17 protein-coding genes and 2 pseudogenes are annotated in these 22,892 nt (G+C 46.9%); 5 read left to right on the top strand and 14 right to left on the bottom strand.

Going from position 1 to position 22,892, the window contains the following annotated elements; all coding sequences use genetic code 11:
- Positions 1 to 199: 199 nt before the first annotated feature.
- The 11 genes from L5L98_RS10980 to gmk form a co-directional block, all read right to left on the bottom strand.
- A complete protein-coding gene (locus tag L5L98_RS10980) occupies positions 200 to 1,096 on the bottom strand; it encodes a DUF3014 domain-containing protein (protein WP_263140730.1) in 897 nt (298 codons plus the stop codon).
- Between the two features lie 202 nt (positions 1,097 to 1,298).
- A complete protein-coding gene (gene recG, locus L5L98_RS10975) occupies positions 1,299 to 3,374 on the bottom strand; it encodes an ATP-dependent DNA helicase RecG (protein WP_263140728.1) in 2,076 nt (691 codons plus the stop codon).
- Between the two features lie 191 nt (positions 3,375 to 3,565).
- On the bottom strand, positions 3,566 to 4,162 hold the full coding sequence (locus L5L98_RS10970) for a DNA-binding response regulator (RefSeq protein ID WP_113941110.1): 597 nt from the start codon (positions 4,160 to 4,162) through the stop codon (positions 3,566 to 3,568).
- On the bottom strand, positions 4,162 to 5,241 hold the full coding sequence (locus tag L5L98_RS10965) for a sensor histidine kinase (RefSeq protein ID WP_263140726.1): 1,080 nt from the start codon (positions 5,239 to 5,241) through the stop codon (positions 4,162 to 4,164). The genes L5L98_RS10970 and L5L98_RS10965 overlap by 1 nt, the downstream gene beginning before the upstream one ends.
- A 118-nt stretch (positions 5,242 to 5,359) precedes the next feature.
- Complete coding sequence (locus tag L5L98_RS10960; RefSeq protein WP_263140725.1) at positions 5,360 to 6,064, bottom strand: tetratricopeptide repeat protein; 705 nt, start codon at positions 6,062 to 6,064, stop codon at positions 5,360 to 5,362.
- A gap of 248 nt (positions 6,065 to 6,312) precedes the next feature.
- A complete protein-coding gene (locus L5L98_RS10955; protein ID WP_105251158.1) occupies positions 6,313 to 7,257 on the bottom strand; it encodes a calcium/sodium antiporter in 945 nt (314 codons plus the stop codon).
- A gap of 181 nt (positions 7,258 to 7,438) precedes the next feature.
- Positions 7,439 to 9,103, bottom strand: coding sequence for an AMP-binding protein (locus tag L5L98_RS10950; RefSeq protein WP_212600293.1), 1,665 nt, complete (start codon positions 9,101 to 9,103; stop codon positions 7,439 to 7,441).
- A 228-nt stretch (positions 9,104 to 9,331) separates the two neighbouring features.
- Positions 9,332 to 9,715, bottom strand: coding sequence for a RidA family protein (locus tag L5L98_RS10945; protein ID WP_006079838.1), 384 nt, complete (start codon positions 9,713 to 9,715; stop codon positions 9,332 to 9,334).
- 25 nt (positions 9,716 to 9,740) lie between these two features.
- Positions 9,741 to 11,846, bottom strand: a complete 2,106-nt coding sequence (gene spoT / locus L5L98_RS10940) for a bifunctional GTP diphosphokinase/guanosine-3',5'-bis pyrophosphate 3'-pyrophosphohydrolase (RefSeq protein ID WP_219234694.1) — start codon at positions 11,844 to 11,846, stop codon at positions 9,741 to 9,743.
- A gap of 42 nt (positions 11,847 to 11,888) precedes the next feature.
- On the bottom strand, positions 11,889 to 12,167 hold the full coding sequence (gene rpoZ, locus L5L98_RS10935) for a DNA-directed RNA polymerase subunit omega (protein ID WP_007651394.1): 279 nt from the start codon (positions 12,165 to 12,167) through the stop codon (positions 11,889 to 11,891).
- 58 nt (positions 12,168 to 12,225) lie between these two features.
- Complete coding sequence (gmk, locus tag L5L98_RS10930; RefSeq protein WP_105251162.1) at positions 12,226 to 12,849, bottom strand: guanylate kinase; 624 nt, start codon at positions 12,847 to 12,849, stop codon at positions 12,226 to 12,228.
- 252 nt (positions 12,850 to 13,101) lie between these two features.
- On the opposite strand from gmk, the gene L5L98_RS10925 reads away from it, so the two are divergent.
- The 3 genes from L5L98_RS10925 to L5L98_RS10915 all read left to right on the top strand — a co-directional run bounded on the left by L5L98_RS10925 (position 13,102) and on the right by L5L98_RS10915 (position 16,910).
- A complete protein-coding gene (locus L5L98_RS10925; protein WP_263140712.1) occupies positions 13,102 to 14,814 on the top strand; it encodes a hypothetical protein in 1,713 nt (570 codons plus the stop codon).
- A gap of 166 nt (positions 14,815 to 14,980) precedes the next feature.
- Positions 14,981 to 15,853 (top strand): NDP-sugar synthase, encoded by an 873-nt coding sequence (locus L5L98_RS10920; protein ID WP_263140709.1) that lies wholly within the window; start codon positions 14,981 to 14,983, stop codon positions 15,851 to 15,853.
- Positions 15,846 to 16,910 carry a phosphotransferase enzyme family protein gene (locus L5L98_RS10915; RefSeq protein ID WP_263140707.1) on the top strand — a complete coding sequence of 355 codons (1,065 nt, stop codon included), beginning with the start codon at positions 15,846 to 15,848 and terminating at the stop codon, positions 16,908 to 16,910. The genes L5L98_RS10920 and L5L98_RS10915 overlap by 8 nt, the downstream gene beginning before the upstream one ends.
- A 48-nt stretch (positions 16,911 to 16,958) precedes the next feature.
- Here L5L98_RS10915 and L5L98_RS10910 read toward each other — a convergent pair whose 3' ends face one another.
- Positions 16,959 to 17,792 carry a sulfotransferase gene (locus L5L98_RS10910; RefSeq protein ID WP_263140704.1) on the bottom strand — a complete coding sequence of 278 codons (834 nt, stop codon included), beginning with the start codon at positions 17,790 to 17,792 and terminating at the stop codon, positions 16,959 to 16,961.
- 371 nt (positions 17,793 to 18,163) lie between these two features.
- On the opposite strand from L5L98_RS10910, the pseudogene L5L98_RS10905 reads away from it, so the two are divergent.
- Together L5L98_RS10905 and L5L98_RS10900 are read left to right on the top strand one after the other, a co-directional pair.
- A pseudogene (locus L5L98_RS10905) lies at positions 18,164 to 18,352 on the top strand (DUF4172 domain-containing protein); the annotation flags it as partial.
- Between the two features lie 224 nt (positions 18,353 to 18,576).
- Positions 18,577 to 21,744, top strand: coding sequence for a DUF3427 domain-containing protein (locus L5L98_RS10900; protein WP_263140702.1), 3,168 nt, complete (start codon positions 18,577 to 18,579; stop codon positions 21,742 to 21,744).
- A 3-nt stretch (positions 21,745 to 21,747) separates the two neighbouring features.
- Here L5L98_RS10900 and L5L98_RS10895 read toward each other — a convergent pair.
- Both L5L98_RS10895 and L5L98_RS10890 read right to left on the bottom strand, forming a co-directional pair.
- Positions 21,748 to 21,990: pseudogene (locus tag L5L98_RS10895) on the bottom strand (LysR substrate-binding domain-containing protein); the annotation flags it as partial.
- 14 nt (positions 21,991 to 22,004) lie between these two features.
- Positions 22,005 to 22,868 (bottom strand): HipA domain-containing protein, encoded by an 864-nt coding sequence (locus tag L5L98_RS10890; protein WP_263140700.1) that lies wholly within the window; start codon positions 22,866 to 22,868, stop codon positions 22,005 to 22,007.
- Between the last annotated feature and the right edge of the window lie 24 nt (positions 22,869 to 22,892).

The following is a 22,892-nucleotide window of genomic DNA, read 5'->3' as shown; positions in this document are numbered from 1 at the left end:
CTACACTATGCCCCTTCTTTTTATGAAGCCATTTGCATTGTGCGGGTTAACGGAATGGGATCAAGTGCTGTGATTTACAGCACTTATTCGACATTGAGTAACAAATATCGCAGTGGCTATCTGATTGTGCAGACGCTTTAACTTACAGGTTAAAATGAAAAAAGGCGCACTGAGCGCCTTTTGGCATGAGCTTGATAACCTATTGCGACAATTGATTCTCGATTTTACGCAGCGCTACTTTCAACTTGCGAGTATTTTCTGGACCCATACGGATCAACAGTTTTTGTGCACTGGGTAGTGCCTCTAAGTTAGGGTCAACGAATTGATAGTTAACGCTAATTGAATTCAGCTCAATCGGATCTTCAATAATAGGTGCTGCGAGTAACATTTTAATCGCTTGCAGCATTCTGTCGTTAAATTTGGCGTTGCTGTAGCCGAGTTCGGTAAAGGCTTCCTCTAGGAGCGGCGTCAGTTGCTTGTAAGTTGTGATTAAGCTCTGTTCGTCCATTTTGGCAATCGAGTCAACATAGGCATCGTATCTGTGGAAACCCTCAGGATTTAAATACACTTTGTTGGTGATTTCTGAGACTGAGAACAGCTTCTCTGGTCCTTTAAGTGGGCTAACTTTACGGGTTAATTCACCCTGAGCTAGGTTATCCACGAATACCACAAATTGGCGGACGAGATCTTGCTGCACTAACGAAGAACTCAGCACATTGTTATTGATCATGGCGAGGGCTTTTTGTTGCACAAATGCATCACTTTCTGCCAGCACAGGCACAGGTTCTACGACAACTTCAGGCTCTGTCACTGCAGTGGTTTCAGTGCTATTGGTGTTCGTTTCTGTAACGGCAGGCGTCGTCTCAGTGGTTTCAGGCTCTGGCGCACTTTCGAGCGTCATAGGTTCAGATGGCGGTGTTTCAGGCAATACAATAGGGGCGTTAGGGATGAGTTTAGGTGAGTCAGAATCACCGCTGTAGTAATAATATCCTCCGGCAGAAAGTAGCACGACGAGCACTATCGCAAAAAGCGCAAAGCGATTGCTGCTAGAAGAAGTCTCTTGAGGTGTTATTCTATCATCTTGATTAACTTGCATTTTACATCCTTCGCTTGAGTGTCAAGGTAACTTGGTGAATACATGCAGCTAACATTAAAGTGCAAGAGCGGGCTATTTGAAGGCCGCAGGTTCATTTTGCAAGTTTCCATGCGCTTGTCTATAGCGCTTAGCTGAACATAAACAATTTATTTCGAGTAAAGGCAGATGTTACGCCTCGTCCTTTACCCTTTATATTTACGGCTTAAGCCTGCACATAGTGCTGCCTGTGCCCGAGCCAACGTAAAATAATTGCATCGACTTTTTCGGGAGCTTGCGCCATTACATGGCTCGCTAATTTCTGAATGTGTGGGATCAAAGCTTGATCGCGCACCAGATCGGCAATTTTGAGCTCAGCCAGTCCCGTTTGCTTAGTGCCAAGCACTTCACCCGGGCCACGAATTTCTAAATCTTTCTGCGCTATGATGAAACCATCATTGCTTTGTCTGAGTACACTCAGTCTTTGGGTGGCGGTATGGCTCAACGGCGCCTTGTAGAGTAACACACAATGGCTTGCGATGGCGCCTCGGCCGACTCGTCCGCGCAGTTGATGTAGTTGTGCTAGACCTAAACGTTCAGGGTTTTCAATGATCATCAGGCTGGCATTAGGCACGTCGACGCCCACTTCAATCACGGTTGTCGCTACCAGTAGATGAATAATGCCAGCCTTAAAGTCAGCCATGATTTGCTGTTTCTCGGCGCTCTTCAATCTGCCATGCACTAGGCCAATATTGAGCTCGGGCAGGGCGAGGCGCAGTTCTTCGGCTGTGTCTTCGGCGGCTTGGCATTCGAGCACTTCGGATTCTTCAATCAGAGTACACACCCAATAGGCCTGACGTTTATCTGTGATGACGGCGTTACGCACCCGTTCAAGCACTTCGTTACGGCGTAAATCAGCAATCGCCACAGTGGTCACTGGAGTTCGCCCCGGCGGCAGTTCATCGATAATGGACGTGTCGAGATCTGCATAGGCCGTCATCGCCAGCGTGCGGGGAATAGGTGTGGCTGTCATGATCAATTGATGCGGGTGGAAACCTTGGTTCACGCCCTTTTCCCGCAGGCCTAAGCGTTGGTGTACGCCGAATCTGTGTTGCTCATCGATAATAATTAACGCGAGTTTGCTAAAGACTACATGCTGCTGGAAGATGGCATGGGTCCCAATTACCATCTGGGCTGCGCCAGATTCAATATCCGCAAGGGATTGGGTTCTGGCCTTGCCTTTGAGTTTACCCGCTAGCCAACCGACTTTAAGCCCGAGTGGCTCAAACCAAGCGGCAAAGTTAGTTGCATGTTGCTCGGCCAATAACTCGGTCGGTGCCATCATGGCAACTTGATACCCGTTTTCAATCGCTTGTAATGCCGCCATCGCCGCGACTAAGGTTTTGCCCGAGCCAACATCCCCTTGCACTAAGCGCATCATAGGGTGCGGTTTTTCTAAATCTTTGCCTATATCAGCCACGACTCTTTGCTGGGCGCCAGTTGGCTTAAAGGGCAAAGCCGCGAGGAAGGGATTGAGCAACTGCCCCGTGGCCTGCATGGTGACAGCGGCATCTAAATTACTGCGCTGCCTTAGGCGTAACATGCTGAGATTGTGGGCGAGTAATTCTTCCTGCACGAGTCGTTGCTGGGCTGGGTGTTGGCCTAACTCTAAATCGAACTGAGAGATCCCCGCAGGAGGGCGATGTAGCGTCTGCAGCGCTTGTTTAAGGCTGATGTTGTTAGGTTGCAATTGCGGTGGCAGCAGCTCAGTTAAGCCACCCTCTTCCAGCAATACCAAGGCTTGCTCGGTCAGCTTTAGCCAACTCGCCTGTTTTAAGCCCTCAGTCGTGGGATAAATCGGCGTTAGGGTATCACTCAGATGAACATCTTCACCGGGATACACCACTTTATATTCTGGATGCACTATCTCAGCTTGATGACTACCACGGCGCACTTCACCATAGGCGCGGATCATCAAACCATTTTGCATGGCATTACGCTGAGCAACGGAAAAGTTAAAGAAGCGCAGGCTTAAGCTGCCCGTATCGTCGCGCACATTGCAGACCAGCATGCGCTTGCGGCCTTGGATGATTTGTGTCGATTGGATTTCAGCTTCTATAGTGCCATAACCGCCTAGGCTGAGGGCGGCAATGGGATAGATTTGGGTTCTATCTTCGTAGCGCAGGGGTAAGTGAAACAGCAGATCTTGTACTGTTGTGATGCCGAGCTTTGCGAGTTTCTCCGCGACCTTTTTGGCGACGCCTTTGAGGTCGGTGATCGGAACAAGATCCAATTGCTGCAAGTCGTTAGCACTCAATCACTGTGAATTTATACATATATTAACAGAGAATAAGCGTAAGGCAATCTCAAGGGGAATTAGGGTGTTATCAAATTTTGTTTGGAAGCATAGCTAATATCTTTCTGCGACCTTAAGGCCGCAAAATTGTTGATAAGAGATCGTTAGGCTGAAAGCGTGGTTAACTGTGAGTGTTATTACAACCAGCCTTTTTGTTTGGCGATGCGCGCTGCATCGATTCGATTGCTGGCATTGAGTTTGGCTATGGCTTCAGAGAGGTAGTTGCGAACAGTCCCTTCAGCGATAAAAAGAGTTTCGGCGATGTCGGAGGTGGATTTGCCTTCGCTAGCGAGGCGAAGAGCGCGGCGTTCTTTGTCGTTGAGTGGGTCGACATCGCCAATCGCCATCATGGCAAGTTCAGGATCGATCACTCGTTTTCCCGCCATCACTTGTTGAATCGCGTTGACTAAGGTTTCTGAGGGTGCATCTTTAAGCAGAAAGCCGCCCACACCCGCTTCGATGGCACGTTTAATATAGCCCGCACGGCCGAAGGTGGTAATGACCACTATCTTGGTTTGGCTATGTTGCTCCTTTAACCATGTAGCCAGCTCTAAGCCTGTGCGGCCGGGCATTTCGATATCCGTTAGCAAGAGATCAAAGCTTTGCTGTTTGAGTAAGCTTAGAGCTTCGTCGCCGTCACTCGCTTGGGTGATACTAAAACCCCCTGCAAGCGTGAGGAGTGCGGCGAGTGCTCCTCGCACCATAGCTTGATCTTCCGCCAATAAAATCTTCATTAATGTGTTGCTCCCTGCAAAGGTAAACTGACGGTAAATCTATATCCCTGTTCGAGATTATAGCTCAAGCTGCCGCCTAAACTGTCGAGACGCTCGCGTATACCAGTGAGGCCATTACCCTCTATAAAAGGTTTGGCCGCGGCATTGTCTTTGACTTCGAGCAGCAGGCGGTCTGATTGCTTAGAAAAGTGGATAGAGCATTCACTTGCACCGCTATGGCGAAGAATATTATTAATGAGTTCGGTGAGGATCAAACTCAGTTGGCTTTCTGTGCTTGCACCTAGCTTGGGTAGCTCACCACTGAGCTCGACACTTAAGCCTTTATCCCTTAAGGATTTACAAAGCTGCGTCACGCAACTCTCTAGGCCCTTGTGTTTGTAGTCTGACACTGTGTGGCGGATCTGGCTTAAACTTTCCCTTGCAATTTGTCCTAGCTCAGTCAATTGGGTTGATGCGAGTTCATATTCTTGTTTTGCGATAAGCTTTTCGGCTAGCTCAGCCTTAAGGGCGATGGAAGATAGGCTATGCCCCATAATGTCGTGTAGATCCCGCGCGATACGTTCACGCTCAAGCATAGTGGCCAAGGTGGTAATTTCTTGGGCACTTTGCTGTTCTTTCAATTTATGCCGATAACGTCTGCGTTCGGCGACACCAAACATGCCCACGCCGAGCACTAATCCCGAGCCGTAAAGCGGAAAGTAGTAACTGTTAAAGTGGTAAATCTCATTGAGGGCAAACAACAGGCCGATGAGGGCTGCAATAGCCAACAGACAGGTCCGGAGAGGATAAAAAAAGCCAATGAAGAAGGCTGCAAAGGTAAATAGCGAGATAGAGCCTGGGTTGATTGGTGTGATCGCTATTGCTATGGCCACCATAATGAGAATGGGCAGATAGGCGCTACGGCTATTGCACTTATAAGTCCAAAAATAACTGGCAATAAAAGGGATTAATACGGCAAAACTGAGGGCGATTTTCCAGCTTGGATAGGGATTTATGGCAAGTGGGATCAGATAAAACACTAAGTTTATCAAATACACCCAAGCAAGTTTTCGTTCGAGCTGAAGCGGAGTGCTTATCATGATGCCTCTGTGTCACTGAGTTGGTTGTTGAATGCCCACCGATGGCATCTGTTTTAATTTATTCTTTTTAGGGATTGGCGCTATCGTCAGCGCCATAGATCCCCGTTAACAACTTTGTCTATTTTGCACTTAATTGCTGATTTTGTTGAAGCAAAAATTTTGCCCAACCGTAATCTGCTTGTACTTTGATCGCTTGTTGCCAATCTTCAATCGCGCCTTGGCTATCGCCTAATTCCTGTTTAGCGAGCCCGCGCCACGTGTAAGCTTCGGCTTCACCCCAGCAAATATTGTCGCAAGGCTGGGCGAATCTTTCTATTGCTGTAGTGGCTAAGGTCTTAGCATTTTGCATGCTGCCGCCAAATATGGCTGGCGTGTTATAGGCGGCGATGGCTTTAACAAGTGCTACCCGTGGATTTTGTGGTTCTAATTGTTCGGCACTGGTAATCGCCTTGGCGGATTTCATGCCGAGCGTTGCACCTTTGCTATTGTCTAAGGCGATTTGCATGCCATAAACCGACGATAACAGCGCGAGGGATTCTGCATTCGCTTGGCTGGTTTCGAGTGCTTCTAATGTGGTTTGTGCTGTAGTCAGTGCGCTGCTAGCGAGTGTTTTCTGCCCCATTACATTGGCACTGATGGCTAAGCGATAGTTCGCATAGGCTTTATCATAATCTTGAGTGCTACCGCTCAGTTGTTGTAATTGCGTTAGATTCATCGCATTCGAGGCCGCGTCTACATTGGTGATGTTAGTGTTTGATGGCGTTACTGCAAACGAGTGAGTACTGATAAGCAAAAAGCTGGAGGCGAGGAGTAATGTTTTCATGGTATTTCCTTATTGAGTGAGTTTCCCAATGTTTGGGTACGGGCTCATTATCAGAAATTCGATAGAAGAACTGCAGACACAAAGGTCATGGCTTTGGCATGACAAATGTCATCAGTTGAGTTATTTGCTTATATTTTTTATGAGGTGTGCTTTAAAGAAAGTGCGTGATTAATAAAGTGGACAATACCTAGAGAGCAAAACACCGGAGAGGCCCCGGTGTTTTTTTATCGCAAATGATCAGCTAAGTGTTATACCACAGCTTGAGTGCTCGCTTGGTTTATTAGGTAGCCCAAGTAACCTAAGTAGCACAGTAGTAATACTGAACCTTCGCGGCGGCCAATACGAAATCCTGTCCAAGCGAAAGGTAAAATCATGATGGCAAATGCCAACATCACTATGAAATCAAAGGGTTGGAAGCCAAGTGATGATACTGGCTGTACTATTGCAGTAATACCTAAAATACCCAAAATATTGAATATGTTAGAACCGACAACGTTACCTATGGCTATGTCACTCTGACCTTTCAGTGCCGCTAGAACAGAAGTTACTAACTCTGGCATACTGGTACCAATCGCCACGATCGTTAAGCCGATAATGACTTCACTGATACCGAAGGTCTTGGCTAAATCTACTGCGCCGTTGACAAACAAAATACCGCCACCGACTAACATACCAATACCGACTAAGATAAATAGGGCTGAAAGTAGCGGATTATTTGGACCTGCTTCAATCTCTTCCTCTTCATTACCATTTTTCGAGCTGATGTAACTAAAGGCTAAATAACCGAACAGTAGTGACAGCAATATCACACCGTCAATTAGGCTGAGCTCGCCATCTAACAAGAGTGCCCAGAACAACATGGAAGCCAATATCATCAAAGGGATATCACGCTTTACGACTTGAGATTGCACTTGAATAGGGCGGATAAGTGCCGTGATGGCTAAAATCAAACCTATGTTAGCAATGTTAGAGCCAATAACGTTACCTAAGGCGATACCGCTGTTTCCTGCTAGAGCAGATTTTACACTCACAGCCAGTTCTGGTGCGCTAGTACCAAAGGCTACAATAGTTAAGCCTATGATAAGTGGCGTAATACCTAAACGTAGAGCGATTGAACTCGCGCCACGCACTAGGGCTTCTGCGCCTAAGGTTAAAATAATAAAACCGCCAATAATCGATAGTGTAATTAGCATCGTTAGACTCTGTTAAACCTAATATTGAATGGAAAAGTACAAGGGAATTGCCCCTTGGCCGACTGGCGCACATGATACGTGGTTTTATCGGATTTTGACAGAATATGTCATAAAAAAGCACACCCTAGGCGTGCTTAGTTTTAGCTGATGACCATGCTCGCCAACTGATTGTTTGGCCTAGTTATTTTTGAGTTAATTCATCTTCCCAGCGGACTTGGGCGCCACGAATGCCGTCAACTCGTTCGCTAAAGGCTTTTTCAAGCACATGGCGTTTGATTTTGAGGGTAGGCGTGAGCGCATCATTCTCAATCGTCCAAGGATCACTGACCACGACAATCGCATCGACATGTTCGTGTGACTCTAAGTGCGGATTAACGCTATCGAGTGTCGCTTTGAGTGAGGTGCGGACTTCTTCACGGGCTTGTAGATTTGCCCCTTCGGATAACTGCACTAGTGCGACGGGATGTGGCAGACCAGAGCCAATCACGCAGATCAGTTCAACATGGGGATCCTGCGCCAATTTACGTTCGATAGGCACGGGCGCTACATATTTGCCCTTGGCGGTTTTAAAGTTGTCTTTCACTCGGCCAGTAATAGTGACACAACCATCGGCATCAATTGAGCACAAATCGCCTGTGTGGAAGAAACCATCAGCATCGAATGCCGCTGCAGTAGCTTCAGGCTGCAGATAATAAGCAGTCATTAATCCCGGACTCTTGAGCAGTAGCTCACCATCCTCGCCTTGGCGGATCTGGCAATCCTCAACTGGGCGGCCAACAGTACCAATTTTACGCGCATCAAAAGGATAGTTGATGATCGAATAGGCACAGTTTTCTGTCATACCCCAAGCTTCGCAGATATTAAGACCAATACTGTGATACCAGTGGATCAGTGATGGCGGAATAGGTGCCGAGCCAGAGCCGAGTAGACGACAATGGTTCAAGCCTAAACCCTTATGGATTTTGTATTTCACAAAGCTGCTAAGCAGTGGGATTTTCAGCAATAGATTAAGTTTACTGACCCCAATTTTGTCGATAATGTTTTTTTGAAACAGGCTCCATAATCGTGGTACCGAGAAGAATACCGTTGGTTTTGCCCGTTGAACATCGACAACGAAGGAGTCGAGACTTTCAACGAAAGCCACCACACTACCTGAGTAGAAGGATGAGCCTTCAATCGCAACGCGCTCTGTGATATGGGCTAAGGGTAAATAGGATAAAAGTCTATCGTCGCCATCGGTGCGCAGGTCACGGACTACCGCTTGGCAAGTCCAGCCATAGCTCGCGAAGGTTTGAATCGCGCCCTTAGGTTGGCCAGTTGAGCCAGAGGTATAGATGAGTGTCATCACTTGATCTGGAGTAGGCAGCGGGGCATTAACTAAGGGGTAGCCTAGCTTAAGTAATTGTTCCCATTGATATTGTGCTGGCATCGTATCATAGGGCATAGCAAGGCGAAGTAGCTCGCCGCCGACACCAGCCTCTTGGTCTGCCCAATGGTCAAGCTTGCCGAGAAAAATGGCTTTTGCGCCACTGTGTTGCAGCACATAGCGAATAGTATCTGTGTTGGCGGTAGGGTAAATAGGTACGCTGACATAGCCGCCGTGCATCAACGCGAGGTCGGTGATAAACCATTCGGCACAGTTTTTAGAGAGAACGGCAATTTTATCACCACGCTCTAAGCCTAAGTGATGTAAGGCTCCGGCAAGTTGTTGAACTTTTTCTTGAACTTCAGCCCAAGTAAAATCAAGGAATTGACCCTTGATCGGTTGGCGTAAATAGACTTGGTCCCCCTGAGTATTAGCCCAGTGCGCCAGCATTTCAATTGGCGTCTTAATCGCTGTATCCATTGGCAATTCCCTGTTATTTATTGTTCTTTTGGCTGTACCCAGTATGGCGAGTTTTGTGAGCTCGCGCAAATAGTTTACAAGATTGTAAAATATGAGAATGGAGCGCAAAGCCTACAAGTTGAGTGTGAAAGCAAGATGAAGAGAGTGGCGAGCGGGGTGTAGGATTGTGTTGGCAACAAAAAAAGCGCCGTAGCGCCTTTTCGTTTATAGAAGGTGAAATGCTAGCGCTTACAGCTCCATCACGCCGTCCATTTCAACTTGAGAATCCTTCGGCAATTGCTTCACGCCGATAGCAGCACGGGCTGGGTATGGCTGGCTGAAGTAACGGCTCATGATTTCATTTACTTTAGCGAAGTGGCTTAAATCAATCAGGAAGATGTTGAGCTTAACGATATCGTTGATTGAACCACCCGCAGCAGTACAAACCGCCGTTAGGTTTTCAAATACTTGCACGACTTGTGCTTCAAAATCATCGCTGACAATTTGCATTGTGCTTGGCACTAGCGGGATCTGGCCAGATAAATACACTGTGCTGCCGACTTTAACCGCTTGTGAATACGTGCCTATGGCCGCAGGGGCGTTTTCGGTCGCTATGATGATTTTTTCTGCCATGACGCTCTCTCTAGTGTTGAGTTAATTAACGATTACGGGACGTGCGCAGTACTTCGGGCAGTACCCTAATTCGGCGCATCACGTTGGCTAAATGGATCCTGTCTTTCACCGAAATCCGCAGGTTGATCAAATACACGCGACCATCACGTTCTTCAGTGCTGAGGTTGTGAATGTTTGAACCTTCGGCGGCAATGATCGAGGTGATCTTTGCCAGTGCACCTTGGTGGTTAACGATTTCCACCCGCAGATTGGCTTGGTAATCAACGCCTTCAACATTATCCCATTGTACGGGAATATACTTGTCTGGCTCACCTTGATAACCGCGAATATTGGCACAGTTTTCCATGTGTACCACTAAGCCTTTACCTTGGCTCACGTGGGCTATCACAGCATCACCTGGGATGGGGCGGCAACAGTTAGCGAAGGTAACGAGCATGCCTTCGGCGCCACGAATTGGCATCATGTGGCCGTCGCGACTCTCTTGATTCTCAAGATTATCGCCAATCAAACGTTGGGCGATAACAATACTCATGGCATTGCCAAGGCCGATGTCGGCGAGCAGCGAATCGAGCGTGGTATGTTTAGTATCGCGGATCACTTTTTCAATCTGCTCAGGCGCAATGTTGTCGAGTTTAGTTTTGCCTAGCGCATGGTTGAGCAGGCGGCGACCGAGCGCAATCGCGTCATCACCTTTAAGGCTTTTCAGCACTTGGCGGATTTTAGCACGGGCCTTACCGGTTACCACAAAGTTCAGCCAAGCGGCATTAGGACGGGCGCCTTTAGCCGTAATGATTTCAACGGTTTGGCCTGAAATTAACGGCTGACTGAGCGGATACGCTTGGCGGTTAACACGGGCGCCGACGCAGGTATTACCTACATCCGTATGCACTTCGTAGGCAAAGTCTACCGCGGTGGCATTGACGGGTAATTCCAGAATGCGACCTTCAGGGGTGAACACATAAATCTCTTCTGGGAAGAGTTCAGTCTTGACGTTTTCAACGAATTCGAATGAGGTACTGGCGCTTTGTTGCAATTCCAACAAGCTTTGCATCCACTTACGGGCACGCACTTGAGTCGTCGTGCCTTGGCCTGTTTGCGCACCGCCTTTGTAGGCCCAGTGTGCTGCTACCCCTTTGTCGGCCATCTGGTCCATATCTTCGGTACGAATTTGGATCTCAACGGGCACGCCATGTGGACCAAATAAAGAGGTATGGAGTGACTGATAACCGTTGGCTTTAGGGATAGCGATATAATCTTTGAAACGACCGGGACGAGGCTTGTACAGTCCATGCATGGCGCCGAGTACGCGATAACAAGTGTCGATGGAATCGACTATCACCCTAAAGGCGTAGATATCCATCACTTCTTGGAATTGCAGCTCTTTACTCTGCATCTTGTTATAGATGGAGTAGAGGTTTTTCTCGCGACCTTTGACTTTTCCTGGAATACCCGCATCGTTTAAGCGCGTATACACAGCGGCTTCGATGCCTTGGATCAATTCTTTGCGATTGCCACGGGCGGCTTTAACGACTTCTTTAAGCACTCGATATCGCATGGGATAATAAGCTTGGAAACCTAAGTCTTCTAACTCTGTCTTGATGTTATGGATACCAAGACGGTTAGCGATGGGCGCGTAGATTTCTAAGGTTTCGCGGGCGATACGGCGACGTTTGTCGGGACGCAGTGCACCTAAGGTACGCATGTTGTGGGTTCTATCGGCAAGCTTGATGAGGATAACGCGGATATCCTGCGTCATCGCCATCATCATTTTACGAAAGTTTTCAGCCTGAGCTTCTTTCTTGTCGCGAAATTTAAGCTTATCGAGTTTTGATACGCCTTCGACGAGTTCAGCCACCGCGACACCGAATAGTTCGGCTAAATCGTCTTTGGTGACATGGGTATCTTCGATGGTGTCATGGAGCAGTGCTGCCATCAGCGTCTCATGATCAAGACGCATGTCAGCAAGGATGCGGGCAACCGCAACCGGATGAGTAATATAAGGTTCGCCACTCGTGCGCATTTGCCCTTCGTGGGCATCGCGCGCAATCTGGTACGCCTGCTTGAGCAATTCTACCTGTTCAGGTTCTAAGTAACCGGAAGCAGACTCCTTTAGACCTTCAAACAGATACAAGTGGCAGCTCTCCTTTTACCTAAATAGGTTTTTACTCAAAAACTATAATGAACGACCTTCAGCAATGGCTGCAACCGCTGCAATTTCAGCGGCTTCACGTTCACGTACCGTTTGACGCTCATCGGCATCTAAGGTGTGAGCGTTAACTAAACCTAGTTCGATTTCACGCAGGGCGATAACCGTGGGTTTGTCGTTCATCTCTTCAACCATAGGGTCTTTACCCTGCACGGCGATTTGGCGAGCACGACGCGCCGCAACCAAGATCATATCAAAACGGTTGCCGATTTGTTCTACGGCGTCTTCTACAGTTACGCGAGCCATGTGTTGAAACTCCAGTTTATCTAGGGAAAAAATGACGCAAAATTGTACACTATGACAGCTATCCTGCCAACAGATCGTGAAGCATATCATTTTGCGCGTGGATCTGACTAGCACCTGTTAAGCGCTGACTGCGAATGATGGCACGCAAATCGGCTAAGGCAGTGTCAAAATCGTCGTTGACGATAATAAAATCATATTCTTTATAGTGGGACATTTCCGATACGGCTTGTGCCATACGGCTGGCGATAACATCGCTACTGTCTTGTCCGCGACCAGTGAGGCGGCGCTCTAGCTCGGCTTTAGAGGGTGGTAGAATAAACACACCAACGGCTTCTGGCATCACGGCTTTAACTTGTTCGGCACCTTGCCAGTCGATATCGAGGAAAACATCGATACCTTGGGTGAGCGTATGCTCGATCACATGGCGCGAGGTACCATAGTAATTGCCAAACACTTCTGCCCATTCAAAAAAGGCATTTTCAGCAATTAAGGCTTTGAATTGCTCAACATTAACGAAGTGATAGTGTTGACCATCAACTTCACCTGGGCGTGGTGCGCGGGTGGTATGAGATACCGAAACCTGCATGTCGGCTGGCTTGTCTTTAAGCAAGGCTGAAATCAACGAGGATTTACCTGCGCCACTTGGCGCCGACACAATAAATAAATTTCCGCGTGCGGTCATGAGCTAAATATCCAATGGGTTAACGCAAGAAGGGCCCAGAAAGCCGAGCATTATACCGATTTTGACCATAGAAATACTAGGGCTTGTTGGCTGGCAATTTAAGCCTATTTTAGATTTACTTCGATATTATGTGCATTTTTATCCGACTTGGGTCGTAGGCACTGACAATTGCGGGTAAATTGGTTACGCTCGTGCGAATAAGGCAATGAGTGTCTTTTTGTATCTCGTTTTTACAACAATAAAGGAAGGGTCGTGCTGTTAAAATCTCTTTTCTGCCTTCACGGGCGTGATTCTCGTCCCCGTTTTGTCGCAATCAGTGTTGGCGTTTACGTCTGTATTGCATTTGCAGCCGCTGCTTTTGGGGCTAATTTTCTGATGTATTTGCTGGCATTGTTGGGTCTACCTTTATTAGGGCTCACCAGTTTGCGTCGTTTGGCCGATGCCGATAAGTCAAAAGGCTTGATTGGCGTATTCCTATTGCCGTTAATAGTTTTCATCGGCTTGTTAGCGGCTGGTGTGCATATTGCCTTAATTGGATTGAGTTTAGTGTTAGCCGCGGGACTGACATTTTGGGGCTGGCGCTTTCCTGCACCAACGATAGTGGATTATCGCTACGGTTATTTCGGTCCTGAGCTGGATGCACCAACATCACAGGCAATGCCTAGGCGCCGTGTGGAACCTACTATCGTTCCTAAAACCATCGCACCTAAAACCATAGATCCTAAAATCGTAGATCCTAAAACTATAGACCCTAAAGCCATGGCATCTAAAACTGCCATAGATCCTAACATCATTGACCCTAAACCTATTGTTGCTCAAGACGTTGCCGTAAGACAATCGGCAAAATCTACCTCTCATATTCAAGCACAGCCTCAAGCTGAAAGGCATGAGCCGCATGTTGAGCAGCTTCATGCCCAAACCATTAGCGCTGAGACTGTGTCTGAGCCAGAGGTCGATTTATCGACCCATGTTGAATCTGTTTTAACATCGCCGAGGGTTGAGCCGAGTGTTAGCGCGGCGGAGGCAGAGCGAGAGGCGTTGCGTCAAGATGAACTGCGCTTCGATGCCCTTACTCGGATGACGCAGAATCCTGCCGATTTTGTGGTGCCAGACAGTCATGCAGATTTCCGTCCTGCTAATACTAGCCGCGTTGAACAGACCCACATTGAGTTGGTCGATGTCGATGTGGACAATGTTGATTTGAAACATGTCGACTTTACTGCGGCGCAATTAGATCCTACCGAGCGTAGTGCTGAACCCGGTTGGCGTTTTACCGCCGAAGAAGATGACGAGCCTGACAGTTTTAACGATAGAGATCATGCCGAAGAAGTGCGTCAGCGCCGCGCCGAAGCAAAAGATTCTGGTTCGATGACTGAGCTATTTCGCGGTTTATTTGAGTTTTTGGCGCCACTAAAGCGTTTCTTGGTGTTGCCTAAGATTAAACTGCCAAAAGTGGAACGCCGTTATTGGCGCCCAGCAGGAATTGGCTGTGGTGTGGTGCTCTTGATTGCCTTGGTGTGGGGACTTTGGCCAAATGGCGACTCTGAGACAGGTGATGGTGCAGAGGTTGTCACAGTTAACGCGATTGCGCCCTATGCGGGTGAGCGGGTGACGCTCGCGTTACCGGACGGTTTTTCTGTGGCGCTGGAGGATGATATCTTGATCATGCGTTGGCTCGGTGAGAAAGGTAAAGCACAAAACCTGTGGTCCTTAGCGACGGCAAAGGGAGATAAAACTTGCAGCGTCTTATCCTTTAACAATGGCACTGACTATCGCCCTGTGACTGTGGATCTGAAAGCGGATTCCGCTTCAGAGGCGCGATTCTCACCACTCGATACTCAGGCCATCATTATTGATCTCGCCCGTCGAGGTAATATTAGCCTGTGTGGTTATAAGTTCAGTCTTAAGGGCAGCCAAGCGATATTGGAACAAAATCGCACCTTTGGCGATTATATTGCTCGTTAAAAAAGTCTGCAGCTAAGTCGATAAAAATTCTGCTTAAATGCTAGTCACAATTAGAGGGGTAGATTACACTTTTGCTCCTCTTTTTCTCAAACCGTACTTTAGGTTGTTTAGGTCGCTGCGGTTTGGGGAAACACCTTTAAATTTGAACTGAATATATCAATCCAGCATGAATACAGAATTGACCTTAGTCATTATGGCTGCGGGGCTAGGTAGTCGTTTCGGCGGCGATAAGCAATTGGCGGCACTCGGCCCCGCGGGTGAACCCATGTTGGTGCTATCAATCATGTCGGCCATTCGCAGTGGTTTTCAGCGTGCTGTGCTGGTGATCCGTCCAGAGTTAGAAAGTGAATTAACTGAGATCCTGACACGATTTTTGCCAGCCGATTTTGAATATCATTTTTGCTATCAAGTCTTAACGGATTTACCCGACGCGGCGCAGTTGGCGGATCTTAGTCACAGGCTTAAACCTTGGGGCACGGCCCATGCACTCTGGAGTGCGCGCCATCTTGTTAAAGGGCCAATGGCCGTTATCAATGCCGATGATTTTTATGGTGATAGCGCTTTTGCTTCCTTAGCTAAAGGCTTAAGCACTAGGCCAACCGAGTGGATGATGGTGGCCTATCCCATAGAACTCACGTTGTCGGAGCACGGTGGTGTTAACCGTGGTCTGTGTCAGGTTGAAAATGGTCAGCTTAAATCGGTCGACGAATGGCTTAATATCGCCGAGCAAGCAGGCCACTTAATGGGTGATGGCCCGCAGGGTCATGCTAATTTGCCGGCGCAGTCCTTGGTCTCTATGACATGCTGGGGCTTCTCCCCAAACATATTTGATGTTATTAAACGTGAATTAACCGAATTTATCGGGCAACAGGGGCAACAACCTAAGTCTGAATGCTATTTACCCGCCATAGTACAAGCGGGAATTGTGCAAGGTTTGCCTGTGTATGTCGATGTTGCCTGTGAGCCATGGCTTGGCGTGACTTATCCGCAGGACACTGTCTGGGTAAAACAAAAATTAACGGAGTTATTGAGTGATTAAACTCATCAGGCAGTCAGTGTTGCCTCATTTTGGTATTGAATCTGCCGAGGCAAAAATTTCTGCCCTCGGTAATGGCCACATCAATGACACCCTTTTGGTGCGCTGGCCTGCGGGCGAATTAGTATTGCAGCGAATTAATACTGAGGTATTTAAAACGCCCAACGCTTTGGTCTGCAATGCCGATAAAATTAGCCATCATTTATGCGCTAAGTCGTTGCAGCAACAATACGGCCTTAAAGTCGTTAGCCCATGTTTAACCCAAGAGGGTGAGCTGGCTATCGATTTAGGCGAGCAAGGATTTTGGCGTGCTATTAGTTACTTGCCCCATAGTCTTAGCATTGAAGTGGTTAAGTCGGAACAAGAAGCGGAAATGGCGGCCAAGGCCTTTGGTCATTTTGCCTCTGCCTTGAGTGATTTTGATGCGACAGAGCTTGAAGATGTGATCCCTCAGTTTCACCATTTACCGGGACGCATGGCCTTACTAAAGCAGGCCGGTGAACTCGATAGTCAACATCGCTTAGCGCTCTGCCGTCATTGGGTTGATTACGCGTTATCTCAGCAGGCGTTGCTTGATGAACTTGCAGAAATATCGCCAAAGCTGCCGCTGCGAATTTGCCATAACGACACTAAAATCAATAATATGCTTTTCGATAAACGCGACATGTCCAGCATGGCGATTATCGATTTAGATACCTGTATGAAAGGTCATCTGATGTATGACTTTGGCGACATGGTCCGCACTTTCTGCTCGCCAGAGGAGGAAGACTCTACGGCCTTAGATAAAGTCCAAGTGCGCCAAGACATCTTCGCCGCGATTTGCCGTGGCTACTTGAGTGAGTTGGGTGACGTTTTAACGGAAGACGAAAAGCGCAGTCTGTGGCTCGGTGCTCGGGTGATTTGTTTGATGATAGGTGTTCGTTTTTTAACGGATTATCTTAATGGTGATGTGTATTTCCATATCCACCGCGAAGGCCATAATTTAGACCGCGCCGCGAACCAGTTTACCTTGTACCAAAGCTTGCTCGACCAAGAGACTGTGCTTAAAGCTAATTTCTAATTCAGCGCTTGGATATCTGTGTATTGGTATCTGTGTACTGATCCAATGTTAAAGCGTGTAGTCGAAAAACTTACGGCTTTGTGGGCCTGCGCTATTGGTGTTGACCTTGTTGGGGTGTTTATATTCGCCCCAACTTGCCACGTTGCGGCCCACGTTAAGTTTAGGGAAACTCAGTGGCTCGCTTAAACCTAATACGACATCGCTATTCTCCGCGTTTGCTTCCATTCCCAAAAATTGCAGTAACTGACTCAAGCTCCCCGCATGGCTAACATCAATTGAAATAAAGTCTTCCCGCCCACTAAAGTAAGCGAACACTTCTTGCTGATGCTTTTGATAACAAGCAATTAAGTGCTCACTGCTGGCAGGTTCCGCCACTTTATCTATGGCGAAAGTATGCCTAAAACTGCGCTTTAATATTGGATGGAAGCGGCCCGTTTTTTCATCTAAATGGGGTGCCATTTTACCAAGTAACATCTGCATCGAAGGCAACCAAGTATTGATATCGCGGTCGAGATAGACAAACACAGCCTCGGGAAATAATAAATCCAACTGCTGATAATCGCTGAAACAAGGCGTGTCAGACACGGCGTCGGCCAGCATAAACGCCTGCTTAGTAAAGGCCATGTGTGCCACTTTTAGCCCTTGCTCCAACAACGCCACACTTACACTCGTGGTGCCTGTGCGTGGCAAACCTATGATAAAGACCTTCTGCTTTTTTACCTTTACCTGTTCGTCACTGAGCGCATTCGACTGGACTGGATGCATTGCATCTGGCGTAACAATCGGTGAATTACCAGTAGGTTGAACATTGCCGATACGCTGTGCATTAGCAGTACATTGTACGTGAGTAGAGGTTGGTGAATTGTTGGCGTTATCAGGCATAGGTTAGGCTCAGAATGTGTGTCAGTGGTGCGGTAAAGCCGTAAGTTATCACCTCGGCGTGTCACATTGGCGTGTCAAATCAGCGGCGGCAGTATATCTCAGCGCGAAGGCTTTGTCCGTGGCTATACATAAAAGTCACGCACAGCGGCAATGTGTCACAGTAAAGGCGTCACTGAATTGTATGGAAGCTGTACGATAAAAGTGGATGATCATAAGATGTAAAAACTGAGATCCCAGATTGCTCATTTCCCTGCATTGGATAGCCATATTGGTATTGATGAGGCGATTATTAGCGCTATTCGACTCATAATGTGAGGCGAATAGGTTTGTTAATCGCCTCATTATGTGAGGCAAATAGCGAATATCACCTCAAAGCCAAAGTACTCAATCGGATGTTAGACGGCGATTTTGAACTAGGGATTAATAGTAGCCAGTATCAAAAAGTCGCGAAGGTGAGTCGCGCCACCCGTCATCTTGCGCAAATGGTCGAACAGCACTTTTTAGTGAAAGCCAACGCCGGCGGCCGCAGTACGAGGTACTTATTGCAGAGTGGGAAATAGAGGCAAGTTTACCTTTGTGGTGGGTGCTCAATGACCACTTACTGAACATCTTTCCCGCGTGAAATGACGGCCTATGTCGTAAGTAATCGATTAGTTTAAAGCCCAAGCAGTATTAACTCCCTATCGAAAAAGACAAAACCATTCTACAAATCGCAATTTGAATCAAGTTGTTATGTGATATATTCGCTACAACTTTGATTGTTAGTCTTGGGGCATATCTGGCTATGGAACAGGTCGGGATTTACGAAAAGCTTATTACTCAACTCGTTGAGCAGCGCTTAGATAAGGACATATTTTTTATTGGAGAAAGGAAGCTAGAAGTTGCTGAGGCAAGTGTTTGGCTCTCACGTTTTCTTACTAAAGTAATTGAATATGTTATTAATTCTGTTCCCGCAGATGAAAACCAAGTTATCAATCAAATCAGTTTGGCTAATCGGTTAGTTATGTGGCTCAAAGAGCACATTAACGATGATGATTTTATTGATGAAAATCTCATCGATAGCCAAGGTAGGATACTTACTGCTCTCTTTAACAAGCAAAATCCTATTGCAACTGATTTACCTAAATATACGGCCGCCATATTTCCATTAACGGGGCTCACTCAGAGTGAGCTTTTTTGTGGGAGTAATGCGGGATTATCGCTTGAGAGTGAGCTTAAGCGTGAGATCCGCTCATCGGATAAAATCTATTGGCTGGTGTCATTTATCAAGTGGGCGGGGATTCGCATCTTCAAGCATGAACTTGAGGAGTTTACACGCAGTGGTAAAGAGTTACGCATCATCACTACATCGTATATGGGCGCGACTGATGCTAAAGCCGTCGAGTTTCTAGCCAGTTTACCCAATACCCAAGTTAAATTAAGTTACAACACTAAGCGTGAAAGGCTGCATGCAAAGTCCTATTTATTTCTACGAAATACGGGTTTTCATACCGGTTATATCGGTTCTTCAAATTTATCGCATTCAGCATTGACCAGCGGGCTTGAGTGGAACCTTAAGATCACAACCCAAGAAATTCCCCACATCATTGAGAAATCACTCAGTACATTTGAAACTTACTGGCAATCGAACGAATTTGAGCTTTTTAGCGGTGATGCGAGTAGTAAAGAAAAGTTAAACAATGCGTTGAAAGAAGCGAAAGGCAGTGGCACTGAATCGAGCTCATTTCATTTTGACATTAAGCCGTTTGCGCATCAGCGAGAAATCCTCGAACAGCTTGCAGTAGAGCGAAGCGTTCATGGCCGTTTTAAAAATCTCATCGTCGCGGCAACAGGCACGGGTAAGACTATTATTTCCGCATTCGATTTCGCGCGGTTTTATAAGCTGCATCCAGAAGCCAATTTTCTATTTGTTGCTCATAGGCAAGAAATTTTACAGCAAGCTCTCAGTGCTTATCGCGGTGTGTTAAAGAATAATCAATTTGGCGAGCTATGGGTGGCAGAGCATAAACCTAATAGTTACAAACATTTATTCGCATCTATCCAAAGCTTGAATCTGCAACTTGATACCCTGCCATTAGCTGCTGATTTTTATGATTATATTGTTATTGATGAAGTCCATCACGTTGCTGCGAATAGTTACCGTGGGCTATTAGCTCATTTTGAGCCGACGATTTTACTTGGGCTCACGGCAACCCCTGAACGGCATGATGGTGTCGATATTCTGGCTGACTTCTGCGGTGTCATTGCCGCTGAAATACGTTTACCCGAAGCTATTAATCAAAGGCATTTATGTCCATTTCAATATTTTGCGATCGACGATAACACCGACCTTAGCAAGTTAAATTGGAGCCGTGGTCGTTATGACGTCGCTGAGCTGAGCAATTTATACACTCACAATGAACAACGCGTGACGCGCATTATTCGCAGCCTAGCAGAAACCGTAACTGATATTGGCAATATTAAGGCGTTAGCCTTTTGTGTAACCAAGGAACACGCCGAGTATATGGCGAAGAAGTTCAATTTGGCGGGGATCAGCGCCGATGTGCTGACCAGTGATAATAGCGCTGAACGGCAACAAAAGCGGCAGAGCTTGGTCAGTGGCAAATTATCCATTTTGTGTGTGGTGGATATTTTTAACGAAGGTGTCGACATTCCAGAAGTGGACACCTTGTTGTTTTTACGGCCAACGGAAAGCTTGACCATATTCCTGCAGCAACTTGGCCGTGGCTTGCGTCTCACCAATGATAAGCAGTGCTGCACAATATTAGATTTTGTCGGAAATTCACGTGATGAATATGATTTCTCGCAAAAATTTAGAGCATTAGTCGGTAAAACTAATCAGTCGATAAAAGATGAAATTCTCAATGACTTTCCGCATCTACCGCTAGGGTGTCGAATTGAGCTTGAGGAAAAAGCGCAGTCAATGATTTTGCGTAATATTAGCCGCGCAACGCTCAATGCCAATCGATTAACCAGTCTAATAGCAAGCTTTAAACATCAGACTAACTTGCCGCTCACGCTAAGCAATTTTTTACGCCTTAACCCGCAAGTGACCTTGGAAGATGTTTATCGAATAAAGATTAATGGCCAATGTGGATGGACTTTATTAGTCGAGGCTGTTCAGGGTAATCAAATTGCTGAACCTACTGCGCAGTCCGATTTAGCCAAAGCCTATTATCGCGCGATTAACTTCCACTTACTCAATTGTACTTCACTATCCTATTTAATCTTTATCAAACAGTTATGCCAAAATAATTTTGTATTTGACGGGCTAGATCCTATTCAAAATCAGTTTGCTTTGATGTGCCACTACAACTTTTGGGATAAATCAGGTACGGCTTTAAACGTTAAAAGTTTAACAGCTAGCTTGTTGATGCTACGCAACAAGCCATTACAGGAAGAGTTATTGGCTGTATTGGCGATACTGATCAACCGGATACACCATCAAGAAATGGATTTGGAATTGGCGCTGCCCAGCGCATTGAAAGTGCACTCTCGTTATACCCGTGAGCAAATTTTAGCGGCGATAGGAGCAAGCACATTTACAGCTAAATCGCCTTCTAGGGAGGGTGTGCTTGCGATTCATGAGCAAAACCTTGAATGTTTATTTGTGACGTTAAACAAATCAGAGAAGCAGTTTTCACCGACAACCATGTATCATGACTATGCCATTAGCGAACATCTATTCCACTGGCAATCGCAAAATAGCGCACGGCCAGAACGAGGTAGGGGTTTAAGTTATATTGAGCAACAAAAGCTGGGGAAAACCGTGCTGTTGTTTGTTCGAGAGCAATCAAAAGATGAAAATGGCCGCACTATGGGATTCGTGAATTTTGGCAAAGTGCATTATGTCAGCCATAACGGTTCACAACCCATGAATGTCACATGGCGATTAGAACAGCCAATCCCTGATGTAATGTGGCATGACGCGGCTAAACTGGCAGTGGGCTAAGTACTACTTCCCCAGTCTTTCTGCCAACTGCTCCATCAAAAATTCAATCAATACACTCACCTTAGTCGGCAAATATTTTCGCTGTGGATAAACCGCGTAAATGTCATGTTCGGGGAGTGGATGATCTGTGAGCAAGGCTTGTAGGCGGCCAGCTTGTAAGTCGGTGTCGACCATGAAGCGGGGCAGGTTGGCTATGCCTAAACCATCGAGAGTGACTTGGTGGATAGCGTCACTATTTGAGCGCTGTTATAGCAGTCGCCTTACCCTATGTTCAGGATGCTGTGCTGGATATGTGGCGGGAAATCATCTGGCAGTTGCGCTTGTATCCGTTGGATAACCATAGGCGTTTTTTCAACAAACTCCTCAAGAAGCTCGTTCATGGCTTGTTGACTAAAGCCGACTCGATTTGCCGTAGCGAGAAAATGGCGGGGAAAGATTTGTTCTATCTGGTATTTTTTCCCTTTAGTGGCTGTCAGTCCCATGGCCAGTTTCGCATCGCGGATGTTAAGTCCTGTACCACCCAGCACTGGATAAACGGAGATGATGTCGTAGAGTGGGGTAAGCTCGTATTTTCCTTCGGGCCTGATAAATAGCGAAAAGTTTTTAGCGTGGCCGTCTGTCGCCGCCAGTAACCAAAATAACACTTGTGCTTTCATGAAGATGCGCCGATCTCTTTCTGGGGCAAGCGATCCCATCAATACGTACATTATCTCGCTAATGCCTGGTCCGTCTTGGTTCTCGTATTTCCTTGCTGAGGGGATATTGAGGGTTTGGCAAAAATCTTCCTGTGGTAGGCGCATCAGCCAACTATTGTCCGCTGCGTAGCGGCGATCGAAGCGTTCAACAGCGAGCGCTTTGATATTCCCAACCTTAAGGATTTCGCAATCGGGAACTGGTAAACCATATTCTCGAGCAATAGACATGCACAGGTACTCGTTTTCGACACTGTCCGATAGATCTAAGGTGTGGGAATGGGTGACTATCTGGCCGATAGGAAGTTTGATTATGTGACTGGTTGGCGTTGAACCATGGGGTAAACACCACAGACCATCATATTTCAGCAGGGCGGTTTTTTCCTGTGCTCCAGCAACTGAGATCCGAAAATCGTCATATTCTTCGAGCATGCCTAATGGGATCTTGGATTGGTA

The organism is Shewanella sp. SM23 (genome assembly GCF_025654295.1).
GTDB lineage: Bacteria > Pseudomonadota > Gammaproteobacteria > Enterobacterales > Shewanellaceae > Shewanella > Shewanella oncorhynchi.
Note: the sequence above shows the minus strand (reverse complement) of the source record. Positions and strands in the feature narration are given on the sequence as shown.